This window comes from Streptomyces hazeniae (assembly GCF_031845485.1).
Taxonomy (GTDB): Bacteria; Actinomycetota; Actinomycetes; order Streptomycetales; family Streptomycetaceae; genus Streptomyces; species Streptomyces hazeniae.
Genome location: NZ_JAVREQ010000009.1, coordinates 174958 through 192038, shown reverse-complemented (window position 1 = coordinate 192038; position 17081 = coordinate 174958). Strand labels below are relative to the sequence as shown.

Genomic DNA, 17081 nt, shown 5'->3' with positions numbered 1-17081 from the left:
AGTCAGACGGGCATTACGGTGGGACACGAAGGCCTCCGTGCGGTGAAGATTCGACACCTCCACCACACACGGAGGCCTTCGCCATGATCAAGACCTGTGAGTGTCAACAACGCTCATGAGCAATACAACTAGGACCTGTCGCTGTGGCCGGGAGACCCGGTCTCCTGGTTCCTCGTGGGGCGGCGGGCCGTTCGGCCGGGGGCCCGGGACCGTCCGCACGCCACACCCCACCACACCGTGCCGTCCGCCGGCCGTGCCGCGCTTCGCGCGGATCGGCCCTGGTCGTCGGGCGGCCGGACGCCCACGCGCGGGTTCTCCCCGCCCCGCTCGGCGACCCCGTGGCGCGGCCTCCCAGCGCCCCCGGCGGAACGCTCCGGGAACCGCTCGCCGTCCGGTCCCGTCCAAGGGGCGTCCCCGCAAGGGATGCGGGCCCGACAGAAGAGCGGAGCCGAAGGAGCGATGTGGTGAGCACCCAGGAGACCCCCGAGGGACCCCGACTGCGCCGGCGACTGACCGTCGCCTCGGTTGCGACGGCCGTTCTGCTGGCCGGAGGCGGCGGAGCCTACTGGGCCTCGAACGCCGCCGAGTCGGACGACGACACGTCGACCGCCGCCGACAGCCGTGAGAACCCGCCGCCGCTGGTGCTGGACAGCCTCGGGCTGAGCGAGTCGGGCGACACCCCGGAGCGCGGCATCGCCCCGGGCGAGCCCAACCCCAACGCGACCGTGTACGAGGCCGAGGGTGACCTGCCCGACGGCCCCGGCTCGGCGCCGGTGCACCGTCCCGAAGGGGACGTGACCGAGGCCGAGATGCAGGCGATCGCCGACGCGTTCGGCGTGGACGGCGCCCCGACGGAGGGCGACGCGGGCTGGCGGGTCGGCGGCACGCCGGACGGGAGCGGCCCGTTGCTGACGGTGGACGAGGAGACCGGCGCGTGGTCCTACATCCGCCACCGGCCCACCGGCGACGACCTGTGCGGCAAGCCGAAGGACGGCGGCGCCGGCAAGCCGCCCGCCCCGTGCCCCGACCAGCAGGCCGGCGACGAGGGGCAACCGAGCAGCGACGGTGAGCGCGGGGGCGACCCGGTGTCCGCCGACGAGGCGAAGAAGACGGTGCGGCCCGCGCTGGAGGCGCTCGACCTGGACAAGGCGGCGCTGGACGCGTCGCACTCCTACCAGGACACCCGCCTGGTGACCGCGAAGCCGCGGCCCGGCGGCATCCCCTCCCAGGACTGGTCCAGCACGTTCACGGTGAACTCCGCCGGCGAGCTGGTGCGGGGCCACGGCCGGCTGGGCGAGTTGGTGAAGGGCGCCGTGTACCCGGTCATGACGGCCGAGGAGACGCTGAAGGCGCTGAACAAGCACCGTGCGCCCGCCGGCATGCCGGAGGTCCCGTCCTGCGACGACGCGCCGCCGCCGCGCCCGAAGGACGAGAACACCGACCTCGGCGGCTACCCGAAGGCCGACGACGTGATCAGGTGTGCGACCCCCGGTTCCGAGGGCTCGTCCCCGGACGGCGGGGACGCCACCGCGACGGTGAGCGGTGCGACGTTCGGTCTGGCGGCCGAGTACTCGAAGGGCGCGCCGGTCCTGGTCCCCGCGTGGATCTACGACGTGGAGAAGCAGGGTGCCGAAGGCACCTACCAGGTCGCCTTCCCGGCGGTGGAGCGCGAATACCTGCGCACTCCCGAGGACAAGGGCGGCGAGGACGGCGGAGACACGCCGGTCTCCCCCGGAGCGCCGGACGGCCGGAAGCTGATCTCCTACCGCGCCGACGGTCGTGACCTGACGGTCACCTTCTGGGGCGGCGTCTGCCACGACTACCAGGCCGTCGCGAAGCCGGCGGACGGCGGGGTCGAGGTGAAGGTCGAGCCGAAGAACCCGGAGCCCAAGGAGAACTGCATCATGATCGCCGAGAAGCAGAAGGTGACGGTGCAGCTCGACAAGCCGCTGGACGACCGTAAGGTGCTGGACGCCAGGAGCGGCGACCCGCTGCCGAAGAAGTGACCGACGCGTCGGCACGACGCACGACGCGCGCATGACGAGGGCGGCGACCCGGAACGGGTCGCCGCCCTCGTCGTGCGCCGTGCCGGGCACCTCGTCGTGAGGTGCCCGGCGGGCTGCCTCAGCTGATCAGCTGAACGAGTCGCCGCAGGCGCAGGAGCCCGAGGCGTTCGGGTTGTCGATGGTGAAGCCCTGCTTCTCGATGGTGTCGACGAAGTCGATGGAGGCGCCGCCCAGGTAGGGGGCGCTCATCCGGTCGGTGACCACCTTGACGCCGTCGAAGTCCTTGACCACGTCGCCGTCGAGCGAACGCTCGTCGAAGAAGAGCTGGTACCGAAGGCCGGAGCAGCCACCGGGCTGGACGGCCACGCGGAGCGCGAGGTCGTCACGACCCTCCTGCTCGAGGAGGCTCTTGACCTTCACCGCGGCGGCGTCGGACAGGATGATGCCCTCACTCACAGCGGTCTCGTCCGATACGGACATCTGCTTCTCTCCCGGGTTGTTCGGACTGCTCTGCCATGGGCTGGAACGGAAGACATCCCGGATTCATTCCAGTCCCGGCACGTCGCGATCCCTCGTCCCTTGCGGTTCTCATGCTCGCACATCCGGCGCGGGGCGGTCACGAGCGTGCGGCGTACCGGGTGGGACGGGAAAGGAGGCCGTGCGGTCACCCGGGGTGGCGGTATGCGTCACATCGACACGATGCCCGTCGTCAAACTGACGTGAACCGGTTATGATAGATAACGTCACTACGACGATAAGTACGCGTGGATCAGAACGCGTGTTCCGAACAGAAAGGGTGCGTGATCGTGTCCACCACCCAACCCCTGGACGTGCAGCCCACGCCGCTCGCTCTGCTCCTGCTCGGCCGCGAGGCCGACCCCTCGAGTGAACGCGGCGTCGACTGTCCCGGCGAGCTCCCCTCCCCCTCCGACCCGGATCTGGTGGAGCGCGCCCGCGCGGCCAAGGAGAAGCTGGGCGACAAGGTCTTCGTGCTCGGGCACCACTACCAGCGGGACGAGGTCATCGAGTTCGCCGACGTCACCGGCGACTCCTTCAAGCTGGCCCGGGAGGCGGCCGCCCGTCCGGAAGCCGAGTACATCGTCTTCTGCGGCGTGCACTTCATGGCCGAGTCGGCCGACATCCTCACCTCCGCACGCCAGCAGGTCGTCCTCCCCGACCTCGCGGCCGGCTGCTCCATGGCCGACATGGCGACGGCGGAACAGGTCGCCGAGTGCTGGGACGTGCTGACCGAAGCGGGAGTGGCGGAGCGCACGGTGCCCGTCTCCTACATGAACTCCTCCGCCGACATCAAGGCGTTCACCGGGCGCCACGGCGGCACGATCTGCACCTCCTCCAACGCCCGCCGCGCACTGGACTGGGCGTTCGAGCAGGGGGAGTCCGGGCAGAACAAGGTCCTCTTCCTCCCCGACCAGCACCTGGGCCGCAACACCGCCGTCCGGGACATGGGCCTGTCCCTGGACGACTGCGTGGTCTACAACCCGCACAAGCCGGGCGGCGGTCTCACCGCCGAGCAGCTGCGCGACGCGAGGATGATCCTGTGGCGCGGCCACTGCTCGGTGCACGGCCGCTTCTCGCTGGACTCCGTCGACGACGTGCGCGCCCGCATCCCGGGCGTCAACGTCCTGGTGCACCCCGAGTGCAAGCACGAGGTGGTGGAGGCCGCGGACTTCGTCGGATCCACGGAGTACATCATCAAGGCGCTCGAGGCCGCCCCCGCGGGCTCGAAGTGGGCCATCGGCACCGAGCTGAACCTCGTACGGCGGCTGGCGAACCGTTTCGCGGACGAGGACAAGGAGGTCGTCTTCCTCGACCGCACGGTGTGCTTCTGCTCGACGATGAACCGCATCGACCTCCCGCACCTGGTGTGGGCGCTGGAGTCACTGGTCGAGGGCACCGTGGTCAACCGCATCGAGGTGGACCCGGAGACCGAGCAGTACGCCAAGATGGCCCTGGAGCGGATGCTGGCGTTGCCGTGACCTCGTGAAGTCCGGCGCCGGGAACCGACCGGCTCCGGTGGACGTCACCGGAGCAGAGTCGAGCGAGCGCAGGAAGGTACCAGGCCCATGCCGGAGCGGTTGGTCGAGGAGTCACGGCTCCGGCAGCTGCTCGAGGAGGACCCGTACGACGTCCCGCGCGGCGGGGTCGCCGACCTGGAACGCCTCGCCGCGCTGCTCGACGCGGTCGTGCCGCCGTTCCCCCGCGCGGGCGGTCCCGCGCCCGGCGAGGAGGCGGCGGTGGCCGCGTTCCGCGCGGCACGCCTTCGGCAGACGGCCGCGCGGCGGTCCGCCGGACCGGCCTACGCCGCCGCGTCCGCATCCGTCTCCGCCGCCCAACGGCGGCGGAGGGGTGGCCGGCGTTCGACCACGCTCGGAGTGGTGACCGCACTCATGCTCGGCGGAGGCATCGCCGTCGCTGCCGGCGGGGTGCCGGACCTCGGCCGTTTCCCGGGCGGCTCCGGAGGCGGGCCGGCGGAACCCGCACCCTCCTCAGCCCCGCCCTCCGCACCCGGCGAGAGGACGCTCCCGCCTCCGGCGGCCCCGGCTCCCGGCCGTACGCCGGACCGGGACGGGGACCGCGAACAGCGCAAGCACCGCGACGGCCGGAAGGGCGCGAAGGAGAGCGGCGACCGGGAGCGACGGGGCGACGAGCGCGGCCGGGACCGCCGAAACGGGCCCGACGGGCGACCGGACCGCCCCGACCGCCCGGACCGGAGGCCCGATCAACCGGGCCGGGACCGAAACGCGCAGCAGCAGGAGAAGGCCGAGAGGGAGCGGCGCGGCGAGAAGCGCGCCGAGAAGAAGGACCGCGACCGCCCCGGGGGTCGCGACCGGCCGCGAGCCGACCAGGCACCGGGGCGGGGCGGATCACCGGACCGCGCCGGCGAGGACCGGCGAGGCGACCGCGACGACACGGAGCAGGCTTCGCGGGACGACCGGCCCGGGCGGGACCGCCGCTGAGAGACATGGCCCGGCGCAGGAGCGGGCGCCGGGCGCCTGGCGTCAGGTGACGTCGAGGGTCTCGGTGTCCGCCGGCGCCTCGGCGGACCCGTCGGCTCCGGTGCCCGCCGGCAGGCCCGCGGCCAGGTCGGCCGCAGCACGCACCAGCGGCACGGCCATCAGCGCACCGGCCCCGCCGCCCACCACGATGCGGTGGTCCGTGAGCGGCTCCAGCGACATGCGGTCGAGCGCCTTCGCCTGCGCGGGCTCGTCCGTGCCGTGTCCCGCGAGCCACCAGTCGGGGGCCCGGAAGGCCACCCGCTGGCCGACCAGAGCGCAGGCGGCGGAGACCACGCCGTCCAGGATCACCGGCGTCCGCCGCACCGCCGACTGGAGCAGGAACCCGGTCATCGCCGTGAGATCCGCGCCCGCGACGGTCGCGAGCAGCCGGAGCTGGTCGCCGAGCACGGGCCGCGCGCGGCGCAGGCCGTCCCGGATCGCCGCGCACTTGCGCATCCACGCCAGGTCGTCGATCTGCGCACCGCCCCGGCCGGTCACCACGGACGCGTCGGTCCCGCAGAGGGCGGCGACGAGGGCACCGGCCGCCGTGGTGCCTCCCACGGACAGGTCGCCGAGCACGACCAGGTCCGTCCCGGAGTCCGCCTCCTCGTCGGCGAGCGCCATGCCCGTGCGGAAGGCCTGCTCGGCCTCGGCGGCGGTGAGGGAGTCCTCGACGTCCAGCCGGCCGGAGGACCTGCGGACACGGTGCCGGGTGACGTCCTCGGGCAGCTCGGCGGGGTCGCAGTCGAGCGACATGTCGACGATGCGGAGCGGCACCTCGAGCCGCCGCGCGAGGATCGCGGCCGGGCTGTCGCCGTCGAGCGCGGAACGGACGAGGCTGTGGGCGGACCCGGCCGGACGGGCGGAAACCCCGAGTTCGGCGACGCCGTGATCGCCTGCGAAGAGCAGGAAGCGGGGGTTACGGATCGGCTGCACCGGGACCTGTGCCTGCGCCGCGGCGAGCCACTCCCCCAGCTCGTCGAGCCGGCCCAGGGCGCGAGGGGGAAGGCCGGTGCGTGCCCGCCGTTCCTCCGCGTCCCGTCGGAGGCCGCCGTGCGGCCGCTGGATGAGGTCGGAGAACGCGTCGAGGTTCAGGGTCCCGTCAGGCATGCGCAGAGGCTACGCGAACGGGGCACGCCCGCGGGGCCGGGCCCCGGAGCCGCGCTGTACCCACGCCCGGAGGGCACGGGCACCGGCGGAACGCCGTCGGCGGACCGCGTGACGCACGGCGCGGGCGCCGCGCGCCGCGGCGCCCGCGCCGGGGTGGACGGCGGTGCGCGCCTCCCGCCGTCGCGGGCGACGCCGCGCCGAGCGGAGCGTCAGCCGTGAAGGCTCATCGGGCCGTAGATCTTGGTGCCGTCCTCCAGGAGGGTGACCTGGTCCGCGCCGCCGTCGAGCAGTTCGCGCCACACCTCGCCGATCCAGGACTCGGCGTCCCCCTGCGTGGAGAACTCGTCCGGCTGGACGGCGGGTTCCGTCTCCGTGCCGTCGGACTTCTCGAACCGCCACGTCCACGCCATGTCGCCTCCCGCAGCAACTGATCGGCTGTGCTTGCTCACCGCAGCGTAATGCCCGTTGCGCGACCGGCCACGCCTCGCGAGACGATCGGGGCGTGGAACTCACTCTGCTCGGCACCGGCGCCCCCACCGGACTGCCCCGCCCGGACTGTCCCTGCGCCGCGTGCGCCCGCGCGACCGGCGGCGACGCGCGGGCCGCGACGGCTCTGCTGCTGGACGGCACCCTGCTGCTCGACCTGACCCCCGGTTCGGCCCTCGCGGCGGCCCGCGCGGGGAAGACGCTGCACGGCGTGCGGCAGGTACTGCTGTCGCACCCGCACGACGGACCCCCGGTGGAGGTCCCCGCCGCGCTGCCGCAGCCGGTGCGCGTGCCCGACGGCCAGGAGCTGTCCCTGCTCAGCGGGCACCGGGTGCGGGCGGTGGCGCTGGACGCGCCGGGCACGGGCTACGAGGTGGCCGATCCGGACGGGGAGCGGCTGCTCTACCTGCCGCCCGAGGGTGCCGTGGCGGGTCACGAACAGGTGGGCGGGCCGTACGCGATGGTGCTGCTCGACGTGATCGGGCGTCCGGACGGGCTGGCACGGCTGCGGGCCGCGGGGGCGGTCGGGCCGACCACGGACGTGGTGGCCGTCCACCTGGATCACGACGTGCCGCCGGGTGGGGAGCTGCGCCGCAGGCTCGCCGCAGCGGGCGCGCGTCCGGTGCCGGACGGCACCACGCTGGCCGTCGGCGCGTACCAGGACGTGCCGGAGCCGCCGCGCCGCACGCTGGTGCTCGGCGGCGCCCGGTCGGGCAAGTCGGTGGAGGCGGAGCGGCGGCTCGCGACGTACCCGGACGTGCTGTACGTGGCGACGAGCGGGCGCCGGGAGGGCGACCCGGACTGGGCGGCGCGGGTGGCAGCACACCGGGCGCGGCGTCCGGCTTCGTGGCGCACCGTGGAGACCTGCGACCTGGTGCCGCTGCTCGCCGCACCGGAGGAACCGGCGCTGCTCGTCGACTGCCTGGCGCTCTGGCTGACCGACGCGATGGACGCGGTCGGCGCGTGGGAGGACGCGCGGTGGGAGCGCGGCGGAGCAAGGGCGCTGGCCGAGCGGGTCGCCGAGCTGGCGGCGGCGGTGCGGGAGACGCAGCGCCGGGTGGTGCTGGTGAGCAACGAGGTCGGGTCCGGGGTGCATCCCGAGACGCCCGCGGGGCGCCGCTTCCGCGACGAACTGGGCCGGCTGAACGCGGCCGTCGCCGCGGAGTGCGAGACGGTACTGCTCGCCGTGGCGGGCGTCGTCACCCCGCTGCGGTCCTGAGCCCGGCCCCCCGGGGGGCGTACCCCGACGCCGGGACCCGGCCCCGGCGGGCTCCGCGTTCACCCCACGGCGGCGGGGCGGCGCAGACCGCACAGGTGGAGGTAGGCGGCCACGCCCCGGTAGGGGTCCGTACGGGCGGCGCGCTCCTCGGCCGCGAGCTGGCGCGGCAGCAGGGCGCGGCGGTCGTCGTCGGGGGTGAAGACCTGCACGCCGTACCAGGTCCGCAGCGGCACGCCGACGCCCGCGAGCAGCGAGGTCATCGGTTCGAGGCGGAAGGCGCGCTCGGCGAAGTCGAACGCGGCCAGAGCCGCCTCCCAGTCGCCGGCCCGCGCGGGGTGCAGGGCGAGTGCGGCGTCGTTGCGGATCATGACCGACAGCAGGCCGCCGGGGGCGAGGACGCGCGCGAGCCCGGCGAGGGTGCTGGCCGGGTCGTGCGACGCGGTCAGCCCGTCGTGGCAGAGCACGACGTCGAAGGTGCCCGGCGGGAAGTGGGCACCGGCCTCCTGGCCGCCCCCCTGGACGAGGCGCACCCGCTCCCGTACGGCCGCGTCCTCGGCGTCGAGGGCCTCGCCCACGTAGGCGTGCACCGCGGCGTCGGCTTCCAGACCGGTCACCCGGTGGCCGGCGCGGGCGAGACGCAGCGTCCGTTCGACCGGGCCGAGACCGGCTTCGAGGACGGTCAGCGGGCCGCCACCGGGGAAGTGGGCGGCGAGCTGCTCGTCGAGCTGCCGGGCGACCAGGTCGTGCCGGATCAGGGCCGTTCGCCGCGGGCGACCTGCGGCTTGGGCAGGCGCATCCGGCGCATCTGGAGGGTGCGCATGAAGGCGTAGAACACCGCGCCGCGCCGGTTCTCGTCCGGGAAGCGCTCGGCGAGCCCCTTCTTCAGCCGGAAGCTCATCGCGAAGGAGTCGATGACGATCGTCGCGATGACGCCGATCCACATCACGAAGGCGATGTTCTTGAACTGCGGCGACGGCACGATGCTGAGGATCAGGATGAGCACCGCGATCGGCAGGAAGAACTCGGCGACCGACCACTTGGCGTCCACGAAGTCGCGGGCGTACCGGCGCACCGGCCCCTGGTCGCGGGCGGGGAGGTACCGCTCGTCGCCGCCGGCCAGCGCCTGCCGCTGCCGCTGCATGTCGGCACGGCGCGCCTCGCGGGCCCGCTTCGCAGCCTCCTTGCGGTTGGCCGGGGGCTTGGCGAGGGTGCGGCGCTGCGCCAGCGCGTCGCTGCGCTTGGGCGTGGGCCGGCCCTTGGGGGCCTGCGGGTCGCGGATCTGCTGGGGCTCGGCCTCGGTCACCTTGGTGACGGCCTGCCCGTCCTTCGTACGGCTTCGGAACACGTCTCTACAGTACGGTGCCGCCGGAGGTGCTCCCCACCCCTGCGGGGGAACGATCCCGCAACACCGCCCCCGTCCCGCACCCGCCGTCTCCTCCCTGCGCCGGAGAACGGCGCGAATGATCGTCCTCGCGGATGAGCGGATCCGGTTCGAGGCGGTGCGGTAATGGAAGAAGGCCCCGTACCCTGGGGTCAAGAAGACGTGCTGAGGCTCGAGTCCGTTACTGAAGGGGGCGCGCGAGGCCCATGAGCGGTGTCATGAAGCGTATGGGGATGATCTTCCGCGCGAAGGCCAACAAGGCCCTGGACCGGGCCGAGGACCCGCGCGAGACGCTCGACTACTCGTACCAGAAGCAGCTGGAGCTGCTGCAGAAGGTGCGCCGCGGCGTCGCCGACGTCGCGACCTCCCGCAAGCGGCTGGAACTCCAGCTCAGCCAGCTGCAGACGCAGTCGTCCAAGCTGGAGGACCAGGGCAAGAAGGCGCTGGCGCTGGGGCGCGAGGACCTGGCCCGGGAGGCGCTGACCCGCCGGGCGGCCCTGCAGCAGCAGGTCACCGATCTGGAGACGCAGCACCAGACGCTCTCCGGCGAGGAGGAGAAGCTCACCCTTGCGGCGCAGCGCCTCCAGGCGAAGGTCGACGCCTTCCGCACCAAGAAGGAGACGATCAAGGCCACGTACACCGCCGCGCAGGCGCAGACGCGGATCGGCGAGGCGTTCACCGGCATCTCCGAGGAGATGGGCGACGTCGGCATGGCCATCCAGCGTGCGGAGGACCGTACGCAGCAGCTCCAGGCCCGCTCCGGCGCCATCGACGAGCTGCTCGCCTCCGGTGCGCTGGAGGACCCGTCGGGCACGGCGAAGGACGACATCTCGGCCGAGCTGGACCGCCTTTCCGGTGGTTCGGACGTCGAGCTGGAGCTCCAGCGGATGAAGGCGGAGCTGGCGGGCGGTTCCGGCTCGGAGCGGCAGGCGCTCGAGGGCGGCGCGCAGGGCGGGACCGAGGCCCCGCAGAACGGCACCGCGCAGACCGGCGGTCAGCAGGGGCAGGACACCCCCCGGTTCGACAAGCAGTGACCGCCGGCCGGTGCCGGGCCGGCCGACGGGTGGGTCCGGCCGGTGCCGGGTCGTGCGCCTCGTGAGGAGGAGAGCGTCGTGATCGTCAGGATCATGGGAGAAGGCCAGGTCAGGCTCGAGGACAGCCATTTTCCCGAGCTCAACCGGCTGGACGACGAGCTGGCCGCCGAGATGGACTCCGGCGACGAGCCGGGCTTCCGGCGCACGCTGAACGCGCTGCTGGACGCGGTGCGGGAGATGGGCACGCCGCTCCCGGACGACTCGCTGGAGCCTTCCGAGCTGATCCTCCCGGCACCGGAGGCCACGCTGGACGAGGTGCGCGGGATGCTGAACGAGGACGGGCTGATCCCGGGCACGACGGACCCGGAGCCGGCGGAGTAGGCGCCCCGCGGGTGCGCGGCGCTGCAGGTCCCTCGACGGGCGGGGCGGCGCGCCGTCCCGGCGGGAGCCCGTAACGTGCGTGCTGTGACCAGCGACCCCATCGATCCCCTCGGCGCCGGCGGCGGACGCCTGGCCGAGCTGCGGCGCAGGCTGCGCGCCCATCCGTACGTGGTGGACGCGCTGCTGGCGGCGGGCACGCTGCTGTGCGTCCTGGCGGCGGCGGGCACCGAACCGCACGGGCCGGACGGCCACCCCACCTTCCGCGACCCGTATCTCGACCTGACCACGGTGGTGCTGGCGGCCGTGTCCTGCGCCTCGCTGGTGGCGCGGCGCCCGGCGGCGCTCATCGTGCTGTGCGTGACCAGCGTGGTCACGGTGGCGGGCCTGGTGCTGGACCACCCCGACGCGGCGGGACCCGGCGCGAGCCGGGCGCCGCTGGCGGCGGCGGCCGTCGTCGCCCTCTACACGGTCTCCAACCGCACCGACCGGGCCACCTCCTGGCGGGTGGGCGCGATCACCGTCGGCACCCTGACCGCCTCGGCGATGCTGTTCGGCGAGGGCCCCTGGTACGCGCAGGAGAACCTGGCGATCTTCGCGTGGACGGCGCTGGCCGCCGCGGCCGGTGAGGCGGTGCGCGGACGCCGCGCGTTCGTCGACGCCATCCGGGAGCGGGCCGAGCGCGCGGAGCGCACCCGGGAGGAGGAGGCCCGGCGCCGGGTCGCCGAGGAGCGCATGCGCATCGCCCGCGAGCTGCACGACGTGGTCGCCCACCACATCGCCCTGGTCAACGTGCAGGCGGGGGTGGCGTCGCACGTGATGGACCAGCGGCCGGACCAGGCGAAACAGGCCCTGGCCCATGTACGGGAAGCCAGCCGTCACGCGCTGGACGAGCTGCAGGCGACGGTCGGGCTGCTGCGGCAGTCCGGCGATCCCGCGGCGCCCACCGAACCGGCGCCGGGGCTGGAGCTGCTGGCGGAGCTGGTGGCGGGCTTCGAGCAGGCGGGGCTCCGGGTGGACGTCGAACTGCCGCCGCGCGGGACGCCGTTGCCGTCGGCCATCGACCTCACCGCCTACCGGGTGGTGCAGGAGGCACTGACCAACGTGCAGAAGCACGTCGGCGCGGGGGCCCGGGTGGCGGTGCGGATCACGCGGGACCCGGCGGCACTGCGGATCGGCGTGGTGGACGACGGCGCGGGCGCGGCGGTCCGCGGCGCGGAGGACGTGGACGCCGGACGCGGAGAGCGCGACGGGGCGGAGCACCGCGGCGGCGGGCACGGGCTGACCGGCATGCGGGAGCGGGCGGCCGCCCTGAACGGGCGGTGCGACGCCGAGCCGGTCGAGGGCGGCGGCTTCGCCGTCCGGGTGCTGCTGCCGCTGCGCGCGACGGTGCCCGAGCCCGCTCCGGGGCCGGTGCCCGCAACGGGGTCCGGGGCCGTCGGCGTGCCGGCTCCGGAGGACGTGGCGGACTCGGAGGGCGTACGGACTCCCGGCGGCGGGGAGCGGCGGGCGTGACCATCCGCGTCGTACTCGCCGACGACCAGGCCCTGTTGCGCAGCGCCTTCCGCGTCCTGGTCGACTCCGAAGCCGACATGCGGGTCGTCGGCGAGGCGTCGGACGGCGCCGAAGCGGTGGAGGTCGCCCGCCGCGAAGAGGCCGACGTGGTCCTGATGGACATCCGGATGCCCGGTACGGACGGCATCGTCGCCACCCGGGAGATCTGCGCCGATCCCGCTCTCGCCCGCGTGAAGGTGGTCATCCTCACCACCTTCGAGCAGGACGCGTACGTGCTCCGGGCACTGCGGGCCGGTGCCTGCGGCTTCCTCGGCAAGGGCGCCGAACCGGACGAACTGCTGGCCGCCGTCCGCATCGCGGCGGCGGGCGACGCCCTGCTCTCCCCCGCCGCGACGAAGGGCCTCATCAGGCGGTTCCTCACGCACGACGGCGGGGCCTCGGGCGGGAGCGACGGCGGGGGAGGCGGCGTGCCGGGACTGGACGTGCTCACCGCACGGGAGCGCGAGGTGCTGTCCCTGGTGGCGGGCGGGCTCTCCAACGACGAGATCGCCGGACGGCTGACGGTGAGCCCGCTGACGGTGAAGACACACGTCAACCGGATCATGGGCAAGCTCGGCGCCCGGGACCGGGCGCAACTGGTCGTGGCCGCCTACGAGAGCGGCCTGGTCCGGCCCGGCGCGCAGCCGGGCGGCCGGCCTCCGTAGGTCTCCGCTAGCCTCCGTCGTCATGGACGCGGGCAGGGCGACGACGGGTGAGGGGCTGCGGTTCGCCTTCGGCACGCTGACCGTGATCCCCGTGCGGGTGGCGCGCTGGGACCGTGCCGCGGCCGGACGGGGCATGGGATGCGCCCCGGTCGTGGGTCTGGCGGTCGGCGCGGTCGCCGGACTGGCGGGCGCGGCGCTGCTGATGCTGGGCGCGGGGCCGCTGCTCGCCGCGGTGGCGGCGGTCGCCGTGCCGGCGGCCCTGACCCGCGGGCTGCACCTGGACGGGCTGGCCGACGTGGCGGACGGGCTGGGCAGCGGACGTCCCGCGGACGAGGCGCTGCGGATCATGAAGCAGTCCGACATCGGGCCCTTCGGCGTCCTGACGCTCGTGCTGGTACTGCTGGCCCAGGTCGCCGCGCTCGCCGAGCTGTACGGCGCGGGCTGGCCGCTCGGGGCGGCCGGCGCGCTGGTCGCGGCGGTCGCCGCACGGGTGGCGCTGACGCTCGGGGCACGGGCGGGCGTACCCGCAGCCCGGCCGGACGGGCTCGGTGCGGTGGTGGCCGGGGCGGTCCCGGTGCGGACGGCGCTGCTCGTCGCGGCGCTCGCCGTCGTCGCCGTGGGGGTGGTGGACTGGCGGTACGGCGTGGCCGTGGTGGCCGCGTCGTGCGCGGCGGAAGGGCTGGTGCGGCGGTGCCGGGCACGGTTCGGTGGTGTGACCGGGGACGTCTTCGGCGCGGCGGCGGAGTCCGCCGCCACGGTCGCCCTGCTCGCCCTCACCCTGGCCCTCGGCTGAGGCCCGCCGTCCGCTCCCCCCGCACTGCTCCCCGTCCCACCCCGGTCCCGCTCGCCGGGGACGGAGAGGAGCACGGGGGCGGCGCTGCGCACCGGAACCGCGTAGGGTCGCCCGAAAACACGGGCCCAGGCGGGCATACGATGCCCGAAGTGCCCGAAGCCGTGCACCACCCCGACGGCTCACTCAACGAAAGCAGGTCCCTTCCACCGTGTCTGCTCTGACTCTCAGCACCTCGTCCGGCGCGACGCTGCGCGCGGACGCCGTCGTCGTCGGTGTCGCCAAGGGCGCCGAGGGCCCCGTCGTCGCCTCCGGCGACGACTCCGTGGACAAGGCCTTCGGCGGCGGACTGGCCGCCATCCTGGAGACGCTGGGGGCCGGCGGAGCCGAAGGCGAAGTGACCAAGGTCCCCGCTCCGGGCAGCGGCCTCACGGCCCCGCTGGTCGTGGCCGTCGGCCTGGGCGAGATCCCGGAGAAGAAGTCCTCCTACGACCCCGAGGCGCTGCGCCGCGCCGCGGGCGCCGCCGCCCGTGCCCTGGGCGGCAAGAAGTCGGCGGGCTTCGCCCTGCCCGTCGACGACGTGGAGTCCCTCGCAGCCGTCGCGGAGGGCGCGCTGCTCGGCGCGTACGCCTTCACCACCTACCGCGGCCGGGAGGCCGGCGAGGACGCGAAGGCGAAGAAGAAGGGCGAGGACAAGCGTGCCCCGCTCGGCGAGGTCGTGCTGCTCGGCGGCAAGCCGCGTGACAAGGCCCACAAGGAGGCCGTGGCGCGGGCCGAGGTGCTCGCCGCCGAGGTGCACCGCGCCCGCGACCTGATCAACATGCCGTCCAACGACCTGAACCCGCTGACGTTCACCGCGCAGGTGCAGGCCGCCGCCAAGGAGCACGGCCTCAAGGTCGAGGTACTGGACGAGAAGGCGCTCGCCAAGGGCGGCTACGGCGGCATCCTCGGCGTCGGCCAGGGCTCCGAGGTCCCGCCCCGTCTGGTCCGCGTGTCCTACTCCGGTGCGCGGGCGAAGAAGACGGTCGCGCTGGTCGGCAAGGGCATCACCTACGACTCGGGCGGCATCTCGCTGAAGCCGGCCGGCAGCAACGAGACGATGAAGTGCGACATGAGCGGCGCGGCCGCCGTGTTCGCCACCGTCGTGGCCGCGGCGCGGCTGGGCCTGAAGGTGAACGTCACCGGTTGGCTGGCGCTGGCGGAGAACATGCCCTCCGGCTCGGCGACCCGTCCCGGCGACGTGCTGAGCATGTACAGCGGCAAGACGGTGGAGGTGCTGAACACCGACGCCGAGGGCCGGCTGGTGCTGGCCGACGCGCTGACCCGCGCCTGCGAGGAGTCCCCCGACGCGGTGGTGGACGTGGCGACGCTGACCGGCGCGATGATGGTCGCGCTGGGCAGCCGCACGTTCGGCATCATGGCGAACGACGAGGCGTTCCGCGGGAACGTGCACGACATCGCGGGCGACGCCGGCGAGGACGCGTGGCCGATGCCGGCGCCGCAGCACCTGCGCAAGAGCATGGAGTCGCCGGTCGCGGACCTCGCGAACGTGGGCGACCGGATGGGCGGCGGCCTGTTCGCCGGCCTCTTCCTGGAGGAGTTCGTGACCGACGGCACGAAGTGGGCGCACCTGGACATCGCGGGCCCGGCGTTCAACGACGGTGCGCCGCACGGCTACACCCCGAAGGGCGGCACCGGCGTGGCCGTGCGGACCCTGGTGCGGCTGGCCGAGCGCGCCGCTGCGGGCGACGTGCTCTGACCTCCGCCGCCGCGACGGCACCCGACAGGTACGGCCCCGTTCGCTCCCCGCGGATCGGGGCCGTACCCGTCGGTACAGCGGCCCCGAGTCCCGTCTTCCGGCGACAAGTGACAAGATGGGTCTTCGGCAGGACAGGGGCCCCCACGGCTTGAGACGAAGCCGAGTCCAGGGCCGAGAGAGACAAGCGGCCGAAACACAAGCCGCCCGGCCGGTCGAGACCGGTCCCGGCGCACCATGCATGGAGGACGTGACGTGGCGAAGGACGCCAGCACCGTTTTCGACCTAGTGATCCTCGGAGGCGGCAGCGGTGGTTACGCCGCTGCCCTGCGCGCCGCACAGCTGGGTCTCGACGTCGCCCTGATCGAGAAGAACAAGCTGGGCGGCACCTGTCTGCACAACGGCTGCATCCCCACCAAGGCGCTGCTGCACGCCGGCGAGATCGCCGACGCGGCACGCGACGGTGCCGAGTTCGGCGTGAAGACCTCGCTCGAGGGCATCGACATGGCGGGCGTGCACAAGTACAAGGACGGCGTCGTCGCCGGTCTGTACAAGGGCCTGCAGGGCCTGGTCGCCAGCCGCAAGATCACCTACGTGGAGGGCGAGGGCCGGCTGTCCTCCCCCACCTCCGTCGACGTGAACGGCCAGCGCTACGAAGGCCGCCACATCCTGCTGGCCACCGGCTCCGTCCCGAAGACGCTGCCCGGCCTGGAGATCGACGGCAACCGCATCATCTCCTCCGACCACGCCCTGGTGCTCGACCGCGTCCCGGAGTCCGCGATCGTGCTGGGCGGCGGCGTCATCGGCGTCGAGTTCGCCTCCGCGTGGAAGTCCTTCGGCAGCGAGGTCACCATCGTCGAGGGCCTGCCGCACCTGGTGCCCGCCGAGGACGAGAACAGCTCGAAGCTCCTGGAGCGCGCCTTCCGCAAGCGCGGCATCAAGTTCCAGCTGGGCTCCTTCTTCGAGAAGGCCGAGTACACCGACAACGGCGTCAAGGTCACCCTGGCCAACGGCAAGGAGTTCGAGGCCGAGGTGCTGCTGGTCGCCATCGGCCGCGGCCCGGTGTCCCAGGGCCTGGGCTACGAGGAGGCCGGGGTCGAGACGGACCGCGGCTTCGTCCTCGCCGACGAGTACTGCCGCACCAACGTGCCGACGATCTCCGCGGTCGGCGACCTCATCCCGACGCTCCAGCTCGCGCACGTCGGCTTCGCCGAGGGCATCCTCGTCGCCGAGCGCCTGGCCGGCCTGAACCCGGTACCGGTCGACTACGACGGCGTGCCGCGCGTGACGTACTGCCACCCCGAGGTCGCCTCCGTCGGCATCACCGAGGAGAAGGCCAAGGAGGTCTACGGCGCGGACAAGGTCGTGACGCTGAAGTACAACCTGGGCGGCAACGGCAAGAGCAAGATCCTGAAGACCGCCGGCGAGATCAAGCTGGTCCAGGTCCGGGACGGCGCCGTGGTCGGCGTGCACATGGTCGGCGACCGGCTCGGCGAGCAGGTCGGCGAGGCGCAGCTGATCTACAACTGGGAGGCGCTGCCGGCCGAGGTCGCGCAGCTGATCCACGCCCACCCGACGCAGAACGAGGCTCTCGGCGAGGCGCACCTGGCGCTGGCCGGGAAGCCGCTGCACTCGCACGACTGATCCCCCACCGGGCGCGACGCAGACCAACCGCACTTTTCGTT

At 73.9% G+C, this 17081-nt stretch carries 16 protein-coding genes; 11 read left to right on the top strand and 5 right to left on the bottom strand.

The genetic code is table 11. The annotated features are described in order from the left end of the window. The first annotated feature begins 464 nt into the window (after positions 1–464). Positions 465–2006 (top strand): hypothetical protein, encoded by a 1542-nt coding sequence (locus RM572_RS12890; protein WP_311673447.1) that lies wholly within the window; start codon positions 465–467, stop codon positions 2004–2006. A gap of 126 nt (positions 2007–2132) precedes the next feature. On the opposite strand, the gene RM572_RS12885 is transcribed toward RM572_RS12890, so the two are convergent. After that, positions 2133–2486, bottom strand: coding sequence for a HesB/IscA family protein (locus RM572_RS12885; protein WP_027763092.1), 354 nt, complete (start codon positions 2484–2486; stop codon positions 2133–2135). A 326-nt stretch (positions 2487–2812) separates the two neighbouring features. Here RM572_RS12885 and nadA point away from each other — a divergent pair, with 326 nt between their 5' ends. Further along, positions 2813–4003 (top strand): quinolinate synthase NadA, encoded by a 1191-nt coding sequence (gene nadA / locus RM572_RS12880; protein ID WP_311673445.1) that lies wholly within the window; start codon positions 2813–2815, stop codon positions 4001–4003. Between the two features lie 87 nt (positions 4004–4090). Further along, positions 4091–4984 carry a hypothetical protein gene (locus tag RM572_RS12875; RefSeq protein ID WP_311673444.1) on the top strand — a complete coding sequence of 298 codons (894 nt, stop codon included), beginning with the start codon at positions 4091–4093 and terminating at the stop codon, positions 4982–4984. Positions 4985–5026: 42 nt separating this feature from the next. Here the strand turns inward: RM572_RS12875 and RM572_RS12870 are convergent, their stop codons facing one another. Both RM572_RS12870 and RM572_RS12865 read right to left on the bottom strand, forming a co-directional pair. Continuing rightward, positions 5027–6133 (bottom strand): nicotinate-nucleotide--dimethylbenzimidazole phosphoribosyltransferase, encoded by a 1107-nt coding sequence (locus RM572_RS12870; protein ID WP_311673443.1) that lies wholly within the window; start codon positions 6131–6133, stop codon positions 5027–5029. Between the two features lie 209 nt (positions 6134–6342). Continuing rightward, positions 6343–6543, bottom strand: a complete 201-nt coding sequence (locus RM572_RS12865; protein WP_136184514.1) for a hypothetical protein — start codon at positions 6541–6543, stop codon at positions 6343–6345. Between the two features lie 92 nt (positions 6544–6635). Between RM572_RS12865 and RM572_RS12860 the strand changes: the two genes are divergently transcribed. Next, the gene (locus RM572_RS12860) at positions 6636–7838 is read left to right on the top strand and encodes a bifunctional adenosylcobinamide kinase/adenosylcobinamide-phosphate guanylyltransferase (protein WP_311673442.1); all 1203 of its coding nucleotides are present in this window, start codon (positions 6636–6638) and stop codon (positions 7836–7838) included. Positions 7839–7897: 59 nt separating this feature from the next. Here the strand turns inward: RM572_RS12860 and RM572_RS12855 are convergent, their stop codons facing one another. Both RM572_RS12855 and RM572_RS12850 read right to left on the bottom strand, forming a co-directional pair. After that, positions 7898–8593, bottom strand: a complete 696-nt coding sequence (locus RM572_RS12855; protein WP_311673463.1) for a class I SAM-dependent methyltransferase — start codon at positions 8591–8593, stop codon at positions 7898–7900. Beyond that, on the bottom strand, positions 8590–9183 hold the full coding sequence (locus RM572_RS12850) for a DUF3043 domain-containing protein (RefSeq protein ID WP_311673441.1): 594 nt from the start codon (positions 9181–9183) through the stop codon (positions 8590–8592). The genes RM572_RS12855 and RM572_RS12850 overlap by 4 nt, the downstream gene beginning before the upstream one ends. A 254-nt stretch (positions 9184–9437) precedes the next feature. Here RM572_RS12850 and RM572_RS12845 point away from each other — a divergent pair, with 254 nt between their 5' ends. The 7 genes from RM572_RS12845 (at position 9438) to lpdA (ending at position 17040) form a co-directional block, all read left to right on the top strand. After that, positions 9438–10253, top strand: a complete 816-nt coding sequence (locus tag RM572_RS12845; RefSeq protein ID WP_027763084.1) for a PspA/IM30 family protein — start codon at positions 9438–9440, stop codon at positions 10251–10253. A 78-nt stretch (positions 10254–10331) separates the two neighbouring features. Beyond that, the gene (gene pspAA / locus RM572_RS12840) at positions 10332–10634 is read left to right on the top strand and encodes a PspA-associated protein PspAA (protein ID WP_311673440.1); all 303 of its coding nucleotides are present in this window, start codon (positions 10332–10334) and stop codon (positions 10632–10634) included. An 84-nt stretch (positions 10635–10718) separates the two neighbouring features. Then, positions 10719–12146, top strand: a complete 1428-nt coding sequence (locus RM572_RS12835; RefSeq protein WP_394813592.1) for a sensor histidine kinase — start codon at positions 10719–10721, stop codon at positions 12144–12146. Then, the gene (locus tag RM572_RS12830; protein ID WP_311673439.1) at positions 12143–12850 is read left to right on the top strand and encodes a response regulator transcription factor; all 708 of its coding nucleotides are present in this window, start codon (positions 12143–12145) and stop codon (positions 12848–12850) included. The genes RM572_RS12835 and RM572_RS12830 overlap by 4 nt, the downstream gene beginning before the upstream one ends. A 22-nt stretch (positions 12851–12872) precedes the next feature. Then, entirely contained in the window at positions 12873–13643 is a 771-nt protein-coding gene (locus RM572_RS12825; protein WP_311673438.1) for an adenosylcobinamide-GDP ribazoletransferase, read from the top strand. A 208-nt stretch (positions 13644–13851) separates the two neighbouring features. Next, complete coding sequence (locus RM572_RS12820) at positions 13852–15399, top strand: leucyl aminopeptidase (RefSeq protein WP_311673437.1); 1548 nt, start codon at positions 13852–13854, stop codon at positions 15397–15399. A gap of 252 nt (positions 15400–15651) precedes the next feature. Beyond that, positions 15652–17040, top strand: a complete 1389-nt coding sequence (lpdA, locus tag RM572_RS12815) for a dihydrolipoyl dehydrogenase (protein ID WP_027763079.1) — start codon at positions 15652–15654, stop codon at positions 17038–17040. Positions 17041–17081 lie beyond the last annotated feature (41 nt).